Origin of the sequence: Saccharicrinis fermentans DSM 9555 = JCM 21142, assembly GCF_000517085.1 — a bacterium.
Taxonomy (GTDB): domain Bacteria; phylum Bacteroidota; class Bacteroidia; order Bacteroidales; family Marinilabiliaceae; genus Saccharicrinis; species Saccharicrinis fermentans.
Window position 1 is genome coordinate 5,656,607 of the sequence record NZ_KI912107.1, and the last position, 11,946, is coordinate 5,668,552.

An 11,946-nucleotide genomic window follows, 5' to 3' on the forward strand; every position below is an offset into this window, starting at 1 on the left:
TGCTTTTTATTTTTGCTTGTTTTTAAGAGACGGATCGTGGCATATTAGTCGCACATAACCAATGGCATTCTCACCACATCCGGTATAAAACAAATACAACAAACCATTGCTATCTTCAAAAAAATAGGGGTCGCGTAGTTGATTTACATTTTCTGGGGCAGTGGATGTTTTAGATGGAGTTGGGGTGTATTGACCACCTTCCCATCCTGGAGCAGCACTAAAGAGCTCTGTGGGAGGATAGCTCGCGTCCCATTTTAACCAGTTGCCAACACTTAGATCAATGGTTGACATCTGGATTCTCTCAGGTGTATCTCCCAGTCTACTGTAAAAAACATGTAACTCATCTCCATAAACTCTGACACTTGTGTGCCGTACGCGTAGTCCTGATGTAATGCCATCATTGACGATGTCGTGTCTAAAAGGATTGTTGGGGTGTGATTGCCATAAAGGAACAGAAAAATCAAAGTCCTCTGGCGCAGACCATGGTTTTGCCGTATTGGGAGCTTTGTAGGGAGTGCCTGAGTTAGATAAGGCAAATATGTTATGTTGATAGGTGAATACCCTAAAGTAGGATGAACCGAGAAAAACAGGCTGGATATGTGCACGAAAATTCAACCCATACTTTGAAGTTGAGACATAGCTTAGTTGTTTTTTCACCCTTTTATCATGAACATAGGTAGATGATCCGCTATGAAAATAAAGAATGATTTGTTGATTTTTATTATCTACTACAACATCCGGAGAGGCTAGGTGGTTGTTGGGGATGGTGATACCATTTTCAAGTTTAATCACATCGTTGCCCAAATCCAATACCCCCCGTTTACCTATTGCAACATCTGCTCCCATCTGGTATAGATGCCATGGCCCTTTTAAGGTGGCGGCCCACGCCATTCGAATATAGCTGCCGTGGTGATGCGCAAAGTATAAGTAGTATTTTGCTTCTGGAGCTGTTCTGTTTTCAGGAGTTATCCATTCCGGAATGCGAATCACGGAGGGGCCATTTATATTTTCCCCTTCTTCAGGAATGCCAGCCGCAGTAAACATTTCTTGCGTAATGATAGGTTGTGAATTTTCATCCCTGATAACTTCATATGTTACCTTGGATTGTGCCTGAAGTGTTATGCTAGTCAGTAGAATGATTATGATATTGTATATTATTTTTTTCATATACTCTAATTAATTACAAATTTTTAAGCCACTATTTCAGTGGAGCTATTAATATTTTTCTCTCTCGGGTCAAGACATATGTAATCTTGACTGTAAGGCGTTTTATTTTTTACAACGCTATAAATTGTTCTCAACATTTTATTTGACACATTATTCATAATTAAATAATGAGGTTTGCCCTCTAACTTTTTCTTTTCGTAATACAGCCTATATTCTTTATTGTGCTTGACAGCAGACTTAGCACCCATATAAAGGAGAGCCTTTAGTTTTCGATCTCCAAACGGGCTTATTTTTGCTTTGCCGACCATCTTTCCTGACGCATTGGGGAAAGGGCAAATCCCCACATATGAAGATGCCTTTCGAGCGGTGTCAATCACAAGAAAGTTCCCTGTTTTAATAATCAAATCCGTGGCTATAACAGGCCCTATTCCTTTTACGCTGACAACTAGTTCATAATTGTCGTTCAGTTCATTGTTTGCCGTTATTATAGCTTCTATTTCACTTTCTACTTCTTCTATCTCTTTGTTTAAATTGAATATAGCTTTATCTGCATATTTATGTGCACTTACGCTTTGTATGGGCACATTGGAACGACCGTGCTCTCCTGTTCTTAAAACCTTTCTTGCCTTCACTAATTGAGAACGCAGTGTATACAAACTTTTCAATTCAACTATCTCTTCTGAATCGTACTGCTTGTATTTTAACTTATCAAAGAATCGCTCTCCATATTCTCGTATTCTAGCGGCATCTATATCATCAGACTTTCCCTTTATCATACCTAGGCTATGCTTTATGGTATAACCCGGTATCAAGGCTATATCTATTCCTAACTGGTTGCATAAATAAACCAATAAGTCTCCATAGGAACCTGTATGCTCAACACACAATACGGCATCTTCTGATACGTTCTCTAAGAACTTTGATATGGCACTTAGTCTGTTCTTCACTTGTTTCTTCTTTTCTTTTCCATTCTTGTCAATAAAGTTTACATCAAACTTTTCCATTGATAAATCAATTCCATATACTTGCATAAACATTTTGTTTTATGCTCCGTATTGAGTGGCTAACATCGTGATAGTGGGTTCTGCCCTAAATACTCTCTGGCTTTTACTCAATAATCTGCTGTTCTTAATATGAAACTTAGATTCAATCTATCTGTTTAATAAAGTTAACGCAGCAGATGGAGCTTTTTAACCAATATAAGGGTATTATTTCTTATTCATTTCTAATAATATTTTACGTACCACAAACTAACGATATGATTAAATTTATTTTTCAATGGTCGATATAATTTAGCAGTCGTGTACATATCTTAAAAATAGGCCTTTTCATCTTTTAACGCGCAAAAAGTATTAGAAAGGCTTATTGACATTAAATTGCTGCCCGTCAAGTTTCCAGCTTACTTGTTTCAATTTGCCATAGCGCTGCTATATTTCATCTAAACAAGTAGTTGAATAAACGTTCTTTAAGATCTAAGTTTATTCGGGTGTTAAGTATCATTTCTCTTGTGATATTAATTCAATGCTTATATGGCCAGATGGGATATTGACCTGTATCCAATTGGGACCGGATGTCACTACTCTAGCTGTATCTCCATTTAATTTCACGGTAGATAGTGCTGGGTAATAAAAAGTCACCTTTGCTCCCTCAGAATTAATTATTCCACGCATGCCAGTATTATTTTCATGATGATTCATGTAAAGTGTTATGGTCTGATCCGCTTCAAAACCAATTTTTATTTTTTGCTTGTTATAAAAGAAAGTGCCTTTCGTGAAGTAAGAAGTAAATTTTCCAGAAACAGTTCTGAATAAGATATCTTCTCCCTGGAAGTATTTAGAGTCGTAATGATTAGCCGATGTACCGCTGGAAGTGAGGGCTACATCAACCACTTTTTTTTGTGTGATTTCACTACCCGTATAATCCTCAGACGTAATTCTGGTCATGTGGGCTGTTGGGTGTCTTTTATCTGCCGGAAAAAGAACAGTAAGGATGTTAGCCTTATTGTCAATAATATGGTAGTTAGCGTAAATGTAATCAGCAGCATACGCATATCCCGACCGCGCTTGATTTGCAGTTCTTTTTATTTCGACGGAAGATGGAGGTGTAGCCAGTAGGGTCGTCAAGGTAGCTTTATTTTTAGTGTATATGCGAGGGCCATCAGCACCATCTTCAACTTTTATTTCAGAAAAATATTCAGTTTCGTTTTTTATTACCCTTATATTGGATGAATTGGGATGCCATATCACATTGACAGTTCCTTTGGGGCTGTTGCTCGTCACATGATCCATTACAATGAAATATCCATTTGCACCGTTCGATGGCTGTACAAAAATACCATCTCTAAAGTGTGTTCCGTCAATGGCTGTTGAGCTGGTACCTCTAAAATATTCAACATCTTGTCCAATAAATCCTTCGGTGATTCCATCTCCAGTCTTTGTGGTGTGTCTTTCTCCATTTATCATCAAAGTATTGGACGATTCAGAGTTTGAATGGATAAAGTCGAATGTGGCCTTTACTCCGTCTATGTTAATATCATTGTTAGGCCCATCGTAGCCGGCATTGCGCAATAATATCTCTCCATATCCAGCCATGGCTAAAGCGTTGGTCTCGTAATGGGTATGATACTCTGTATTACCTGTTAAGTTTAACATACTTAAGTACAGTGCATCTCTGGATTGTTCGTCAGTAATCAGCGCTGCATAATTTTTAAACAGTCTACTGGGAGCTAGTTTTGCATCATTGGAATCAAATTTTAGGGGCTTATTTCCAGCCGCTGTACCTGCCATGATGATGTAATTGCTTAAATAGCCAATAAGTGTAGGTTTGTTGATGTTGGCTCCTTCTCGTAATACCCACATGGCGTACTTATAGGCCTCAGGAGAAAATCGTGCAGCCGAAACAATATGTGGTGATAAAATAGTATCGCCTCTTACATGCCATGCTTTCTGGGCTTCCGTGTCGCGGGAATCGCCATATAAGATAATTCTGCCAAATGGTGATACTGCATAACCGTATATAAATTCTTTGAGACCTATGATTCCCGGGTTTGTGTAATACTCATGGTACCCCATATACTCCATGATATCCAACATGGTGTTTTTTGCCGAACGTTCAATACTGTTCCATCGCTGTACACAATATCCGTTGCCAGCGGGTGAAACACCGTCTCCTGGCATGTAGTGTTCTGCTAAACCGTTTTCCCATTGAGCTTTTGCAGTCAAAAAATTATCTTTATCTCCTGTGAATTTGTAATATAACATTCTCATGGCCCAGCCATGTGGATCCCAACGGCCTATTACCAATTGCATGATTTTGCTTTTCACGATAGAATCGTATTTGGCCAGAATCTCGGCCTCTAGGTCGTGGCGGATAACATCCAGTGCTAGCAGGGTAAAAAAGAGCTCATGGGAGCGTACAGATGAGCCTGAGGCGTTTGGTGCGATGTTCATGGTTGTGATGCGGGTATCCAGTTTGTTCCGTATTTGGTCGATGTACCGGGTTTTATTGGCCGGATCAAGAATGTAAGCCAGGGCATTAGCTCCCATTACATCACATGTCTCGGTGCTGGTATTATGAAGAGCACTGGCTTTCATGGCAGCAAATAGGGGTGATTTGTTAGCTAATTCTCTCCAATATGCATAGTCGGTTGTATCCACAATATGGCCATAAGTAAGCTTACCATGTTTCTTGTCAGTAAAGATATCTGAACCCATGGAAGTGTCGTCTTTTCGCATGCAGAACGAATGTATATTATTGTTTCCGGAGCTATTAGTGTTAGGCAGATAGGGATGCGGCTGCCAGAATGATGTCTTATATTCTGTTAAATAAGAAGACTCATTGTTTGCCCAAGTTGCAATAGAGTATGCAAAAAAGAGGCAAAGTGTACATGCTACTATTGGCATTGCTGTATGATTAAATAAATTCATAAAAAGTGATCATTAAACAGCCGTTATCTTTTTCTCTCATTTTATTATTTGAATAATGTGAAACTACGATAAAGGCTGGTATACAAAAAATACAATCATTGGTTTTTATTGATGTTGTACAAAGATAATGTGATTGCCTTTATATAGGCCTACTGAATTTTATACAATCTCAAGGCATTCAGAATGGGATTTCCCGAAACCGCTTCAAACTCGATGTTTATCCCTTTTCCATCGGAAACAGTTATCTCATATTTTTTCGTGATTGCTCTTTCTGCTCCGTATTTTTCTGCGATATTTAGATTGTTTTCAACGGTCTCTCCATTTATGGTTATATTGAATATTCTGTTGGTGACTTCTTCCTTAATAATCTCATGGCCTAAATTGTAGGCTAATTTTTCATGATATATATCCGATACCAGTTCTGCCCAAAGTAAGGATAGGGTATATTTACCATTAGGTACATCAAATTTAACAGCATCTAAACCTACTCGTTGTGATTGGAATATGGGGTCCTTGTCGGTATCTTTAATATTTATGTCAGCACAAGGGAAACTGCCATACTTTGTTTTTTTTCGGTATGGAGTTCCCCCTATATACCCCCAGCTTCCCTTTTGGTATTCTTTTTCCGGAATCCAGATGATATCCAGGAGTCTGTCTTCGAAATATCTTTTTGAACCCAATAATATATTTATTTCAGTAAATGGAAGGGATCTGCTCTTAGGCTTTAAGGGAGCGAGTCTAAAATCAATCATATTTCTGTCGCGATACTTTATTCCGTTCTCAATACAAACCGCTTCCAGTAGATTATCACCATTTACAAAAGGAATATCCCATGACGCTTTGTAGGCGTTTACTTTTCTTTTTCCCATGCTCTTACCATTAGCAAATAGTTCCACTTCTTTTGAATTAGAATATACATTTACCGGTTGTATGCAGTAGTCTCCATCCTCACGAGCTATACCACCACGTATTTTCCATTCCTTTTGTCCTATTTCTAAAACGGTTTCAGCATGCAATGCTGTCTTGTATAAGAGGTAGGAGTCTTTTAATTCTCTGTCTAAACCAACAATTCCTTTGCAGTTTACTGCAGGACGGGCATTGCCACGGAACGCAGAATAAAAGTCGGCCAGGTTCCAGATATTAGCTCCCGCCACAAAATCTCGTTTTAGAATAGTATTTAGGTAGTGTTCGTGATACATGTTTCCATACTCTACTGTATAATCAAACCTTTCAGGATGAAAGGAATGCAAACGGGTATGTACATCTGCACCATATTCAGTTACGATGACAGGTTTGTTGGGTAATTCATTTTTGTGTCTATCCAGATATTTATCAAAACCATCCAATTGACCACCATACCATCCTTGATAGAGGTTCCATCCTACTATCATGGGTATTTGAGTGAGTTTTGCACTGTTATAGGTATCAAAAGCGCCATGATTAGGAATCATGGTGTATCGGGATGGATCTTCGGTTCTAATAACATCTTCTATTTTCTGTGCAAGTTGTGTAACATGATGGAGGTATTTTACGTGTTTTTCTTTGTCTTTTTTAAAGGGAGGACGTAACAATACTTCGTTCATATAAGCCCATATGATCACTGAAGGATGGTTAAAGTTTTGGTTTATCATTTCACGCGCCATATAAAGGCAGTTATCGGTGAACGCTTGTGTTTCTGTTATTTTGTCGATAATAGGGATTTCAACAGAAGCAATAATACCCAATTTGTCACACATCTCCAATATAGTAGGATCTTGTGGGTAATGGGCTATGCGAAGGAAGTTAGCACCCATTTTTTTTAATAACTTAATATCCCGGATATGCATCTCGTCAGGAAGAGCATTTCCCATCCTCAAATAATCTTGATGTCGATTGGTGCCGATTAATTTTAGATGTTGTCCATTTAAAAAGAATCCTTTGTCGGCAGTGAATTCGAACCATCTAAAACCTAAAGGAAGCACTGATTCATCCAGCGTACTACCTGTTTTTACATCTATTATTTGGGTGATTGCCGTGTATAGATAAGGAGATTGTGGCGACCATAATTTGGGTGATTTAATCTCGATATGATTCATCACGATTTCTTTGGTCTCCTTTTTTTCAATGTTTACTTGCTTGTTCGCTGTAATGATGGTTTGTCCCTGTTGGTCAACAATGGAGTAAGTCATCTTTATTGGGCGTTTTGTGGCGGATTGATTGGTTACCAGACTCCGGATATTTACACTCGCCTTGTCTTTGGCAACTTTTGGGGTGGTGATAAAAACACCATCAGATGCATAATTGCTGTTGTTGAAATGTAAATCGTTGGTTTGTACCAAGAATACATCGCGATATATCCCACCCCAAAAGGTAAAGTCAGCCGATAGTGGAGGGATATCTTTATTGTGGCGATTATCTACTTTAATAGCAATGATATTTTTCCGATCATACCCAATATATGGGGTTATTTCAAAATTAAATTGTGTATATCCTCCTTTGTGCTGTCCTACCCATTGTCCATTGACATATATATCTGCAATTTGGTTGACACCTTCAAATAGCAAGTAGCTATGAGCCTTGGCATTCTCTTTGGGTATGAATAATGTTTTTCTATACCAACATACCTTTCTGCTATAGCCCTTTGTCTCGTCAATGGCATCTAGTTTATTCCATGTGTGAGGTATAGTAATGTTGGTCCAAGTAGAATCGTTTAGTTCAATAGCTTCCCCTCCTTCAATGTGAGTACCACAAAACTTCCAGTCTTCGTTTATCGATTGTTTTGTACGGGAACTATATTGTGCCAAGGTATTTGCTCCACAAAAAAGAATATATATAAGGAATAAAGTAAATATTTGTTTGTTCATATTGAGGTTAATTGAGATTGTGTTACGAATTATTTTACGATTATTTTTCCAGTACTTAAGGTTCCCCTTGTATCTTTAATTTTGATAAGGTATATGCCACTGGAAAAACTCTGTAAGTCCAAGGTGTAATCGTTTGTTTTGATTTTGTTGATGTGTTTAATTTCATGGCCGGTTATGGTGTATATTGAAATGTAATCCATGGGGTATTGACAGTTCACGATAGTTTTGTTTTTAGAAGGGATCGGATAGATCAGGATGGAATTTGGTTCATCATTAAGTTCCGTTGTTTTGGTGTAAGAAGAAGGTTTGTGCTCAAAAGGTCCTATTTCAATAGAAGTTCCCAGAGGGATGGATAGCTTGTTAAAATCGACCGATGCGTTAGCTGTGTTATCATCCCATATGCCGGCATCAATCGCAGGAGATTCATCGCTTAGGGTAAAGCCACTTAAAAAAGCAGGATTTATTTCGCCCGTTGGAATTCCTTCTTTGTTTAGTAGAATATAACCACCAGTTTGCTGGGGAGGTACTGTTGCATCTACAAAAAGAGGATCGGTTATGATTTTATGGGGATCAGCAGGATATGGATCATCAGTATAGATGCCATAAAATAAATTATTGGAATAATTGCATCGTTGTACCCTACTGTCTGTCCACTCCACATCGGCCATAAATCGTCCATTATTATTAGAGGTATAGAAAATGTTATTGTTTACATAGGTGTCGGTAGGGCCTGATTGGGTATCGTTATGTAAATGTTGAAATATAAGTCTGTTTATTTCGCTGGCATCATCATAATATACCAGGTTGTTGTATATTTTAGTATGGGTGTTGTTGTTGCATAGGCGAATACTATTATGACCGTTATTGATTAGTATGTTGTATCTGATTATGGTGTTGTCATTGAATGAATCGTCGAATCTTCCTCCTGTTGTTATGATGCCACCATATTGATTGTGATGACAATAATTGTATTCGATGATTGTGTTTTTTGTGCGGATGTCAGAATCAATACCAGCACCATCGCCTTGTCCTTCTACCCACTGGGTATAACAGGATTCGTTGTATCGCCAGATAGCATTCGTGGTTTTAGAATTAAAACAGGCATTGTCTGAGCCATCGCCCAATGAGCAATAATAGAAGAGGTTGTATTCCATGATGGGGTTTTCGGCTGTTCTAACAATGAGCCCCTGGGAATTTATATTTTCGAAACGGTTTCGTTTGATCCATACATTTTTATTGGGTACAAAATTATGCACATAATGCGCATTTGAGGTGCCTTCACTATTATTAGAATCCCAGTCTGAGTCGCTATTCATTTGCGTCCAATGTGAAGAGTTGGCAATACCAGTGTTGGATATTTCATAAAATGAGCACTGATCAATCACCAAGCCGTCGTAATAGGTTTGGATATCATCGCCTCTGACCTCTATCAATATTCCACTGGAACGTTTTTCATCATCTGAATTTCCATATGTTCCGCTAACGCGTCCATCGCTTCCGTTAATATTCGAAAAATCAATCTGTTTAAACTCTAGATGATGGACCACTCCGAAATTATCAGCTAAAACATAAATACCTCGTCTGAGATTGTCCAGTGTTGCGCCTTGGTTTTGTATATCCAGGTTTGATATCTCGATGTATTCCTGGTTAAATAAATAGATGACATTGTACAGTGCCCCATTCCCTTTTAGACAAGGCTTAGTTCCGCTTCCGTATGCGTCAATTACAATGGGCTTATCTTCTGTTCCGGATCCTTTGAAGGAAAGCATTTGTCGTTCCCACGTGCATCCTCGTTTGAGTAAAATACGTGATCCGGCATCAAGGCTAAGTTTACTCAGTTTTGAAATGTTTTTCCAGGCCGTGTCTTCAGACGTACCATCGTTATCATCATTGCCCTCCTCGTTGTCAATATAGAATGTTCCGTATATAGGTAGGGTAGTAGAGGTGGGATAAGGGCTTGTTTGTTCTGCATATAGTATTTCAGGCTGGTTAGTGGCTGCTTCACTGGAATTAAAGGCCACAGAAGTACCTTCATTTTCTTTGAGCACAAGGGTAAGGCTTTGCTGATTATTAGCAATTGCCTTATTAAAATGGTCCGTAATGTCAAAGGTAACAAGGCCTTCGCCTGACAATGGATAAACCCCAATGCGTTCATTGCCGATGGGTTTATTTTTTCCGGTGATACTAGCCTCATCCCATGTTTCCTTATCATTGACACCATAGATTGAAACTAACGTATTACGTAGGACTGTATTTGCAAACATTTTTAATAGCACCGATTGGCGAGGAGTTGTTATATCACTGATGTCAAACATTAAGTAAGCATCTGCACTGGCTTTCGATAAGCCATCTAGCTTAATTTTCAAGTTAGTTTCGGATCCATAATTGGCGATATACTTTTGGGATCCCCAATAATATGTTTGGGCATCCATGAGGGCAGGAAGTGAGGCGTAATTTATTTCCTCTTCTGAGATGACCAATTCAGGCATGTTGGGTCCTGCTTCTTTACTATTAAAGTCAATGTTTTTTTTAGAAAGGCTGGCTTCTACAAGGTAAATACTTGCTTTTGCATCGGATAACAATTGTTCCTGTATAAAAGATGTAACATCCCATTCGTAATAAATATATTCGTTGGAGATAGTGGTAGTAGAAATAGCGTCTCCAAGAGAAGGAGCAGAATTCCATGTTACCGTGTTTTCATCCCAGTCATCGGTCGTTTGATAGGCTGTAATGGAGTAGGGGTTTGCATTGCTTACATATATTTTTAATATGGCAGAACTAACCGAAGTTAATGATGATAAATCAAACTGTAATAAACCTTTTCTGCAAAAATTTTCGTTATCACTTCCCTTTGTGCGGATAAGTGTTTCTGAACCATAGTTGATATTTGAATTGTCACCACCTTGAATGTAAGCATCGTGCGAAGGGGATAGTATGATTTGTGCAGGAATGAAGGTGCTTAGTAGTAACATGATGCTCATCAAATAAATGACTTTGTGTTTTAAGCGTGTATATTTTTTCATTGTATCGGTATTGTTAGATAAAAGTAAACCGCAACTATGCCCTCATAGTGGATCTGCTGTTTTGTGCAGTATTGGTTGCATGGTTGATTTATTGTATAGACAATAGTCTCAACATTTCGGCCGCGTACCGCTTGCCCAATATACGCTGACTGGCGCTGTTAAAATGCGTTTGGTCAATGGTTGTCATGTTTTCGCTTGTTGCTATTCCTACATTTTTAATTTTACCGGGCAAGGTCAGTATCATTTGATTGAAGTTTTTTCTGTTTATTTTATCTTCAGACAGCTGTCCGGCAACAAATGGTAGGTTGGGTTGATTAAAATCTTTGCGTAGGGCTTGGATTAAAGCGATAATTTGAGGGATATATTGTTTGTATTTTGATGCGTTGGCTTCTCCTTGGTGCCAAATGATACCTTTTAACTGGCCTTGTTTTAAAGCTTCTTTTGTTCTTCTTACTGCTTCGTTGTAGAAGGTAGTTCCAGGTGCCCATGATTGGATGTTTGAACCTCCTTTGGCATTGACGACTAAGCCTATTGGGTTTTTACTTTGGGAAGCCATTGTTTGAGCGAATGTATAGCCAGGCCCCATTTTTTGCATGCTTATATTTTTTCTAATTGTTGAGTATTTGTTGAGAGGATTGGCTGCTTTTTCCCAGAGGATGGAATCGTTTCCTGTATATAAGAATACATTTTTAAGGGTGTCTTTATCATGCTCTTTGAAGGGAGCTCTGCCTGCCATGTTCGACTGACCGATGAGTAAATAAATATCTAAATGCGCTGCTTTTTTTTGTGTGCTTGTTTTGGATAAGCTCTTACAACTGGTAAGGCTTAGTACTATAATGCTAAATGAGATAATTAATTTGTAGATTTTCATTGTCTGAATTGTTTTCAAGCCGGATTTTGTATCATGTTCAAAATGAAGTTAGGCAGTAATAAGCCTGAGGCTCCATTACATTATAATACAGGAGATAATAGCAAAGCGTATTACCT

At 38.4% G+C, this 11,946-nt stretch carries 6 protein-coding genes; all 6 read right to left on the reverse strand.

What is annotated here, in order from left to right:
* Positions 1-6: 6 nt before the first annotated feature.
* The 6 genes from CYTFE_RS0123140 to CYTFE_RS27890 all read right to left on the reverse strand — a co-directional run bounded on the left by CYTFE_RS0123140 (position 7) and on the right by CYTFE_RS27890 (position 11,830).
* On the reverse strand, positions 7-1,167 hold the full coding sequence (locus tag CYTFE_RS0123140; RefSeq protein ID WP_027473767.1) for a hypothetical protein: 1,161 nt from the start codon (positions 1,165-1,167) through the stop codon (positions 7-9).
* A 23-nt stretch (positions 1,168-1,190) separates the two neighbouring features.
* Entirely contained in the window at positions 1,191-2,198 is a 1,008-nt protein-coding gene (locus CYTFE_RS0123145; RefSeq protein ID WP_044262557.1) for an IS110 family RNA-guided transposase, read from the reverse strand.
* 465 nt (positions 2,199-2,663) lie between these two features.
* Positions 2,664-4,901 carry a hypothetical protein gene (locus CYTFE_RS0123150; protein ID WP_027473768.1) on the reverse strand — a complete coding sequence of 746 codons (2,238 nt, stop codon included), beginning with the start codon at positions 4,899-4,901 and terminating at the stop codon, positions 2,664-2,666.
* Between the two features lie 341 nt (positions 4,902-5,242).
* A complete protein-coding gene (locus tag CYTFE_RS0123155; protein WP_027473769.1) occupies positions 5,243-7,936 on the reverse strand; it encodes a glycoside hydrolase family 2 TIM barrel-domain containing protein in 2,694 nt (897 codons plus the stop codon).
* Between the two features lie 29 nt (positions 7,937-7,965).
* Positions 7,966-10,959: a CBM96 family carbohydrate-binding protein gene (locus CYTFE_RS0123160; protein ID WP_027473770.1), complete on the reverse strand. Its 2,994-nt coding sequence runs from the start codon at positions 10,957-10,959 to the stop codon at positions 7,966-7,968.
* A gap of 88 nt (positions 10,960-11,047) precedes the next feature.
* Positions 11,048-11,830: a sialate O-acetylesterase gene (locus tag CYTFE_RS27890; RefSeq protein ID WP_044212924.1), complete on the reverse strand. Its 783-nt coding sequence runs from the start codon at positions 11,828-11,830 to the stop codon at positions 11,048-11,050.
* Between the last annotated feature and the right edge of the window lie 116 nt (positions 11,831-11,946).

Excerpts from the sequence above, each read along its gene's own strand:
- CYTFE_RS0123150 (WP_027473768.1), bottom strand. The coding sequence starts at position 4,901 with ATGCGAAAAGACGACACTTCCATGGGTTCAGATATCTTTACTGACAAG.
- CYTFE_RS0123155 (WP_027473769.1), bottom strand. The coding sequence starts at position 7,936 with ATGAACAAACAAATATTTACTTTATTCCTTATATATATTCTTTTTTGT.
- CYTFE_RS27890 (WP_044212924.1), bottom strand. The coding sequence starts at position 11,830 with ATGAAAATCTACAAATTAATTATCTCATTTAGCATTATAGTACTAAGC.
- CYTFE_RS0123160 (WP_027473770.1), bottom strand. The coding sequence starts at position 10,959 with ATGAAAAAATATACACGCTTAAAACACAAAGTCATTTATTTGATGAGC.
- CYTFE_RS0123140 (WP_027473767.1), bottom strand. The coding sequence starts at position 1,167 with ATGAAAAAAATAATATACAATATCATAATCATTCTACTGACTAGCATA.
- CYTFE_RS0123145 (WP_044262557.1), bottom strand. The coding sequence starts at position 2,198 with ATGCAAGTATATGGAATTGATTTATCAATGGAAAAGTTTGATGTAAAC.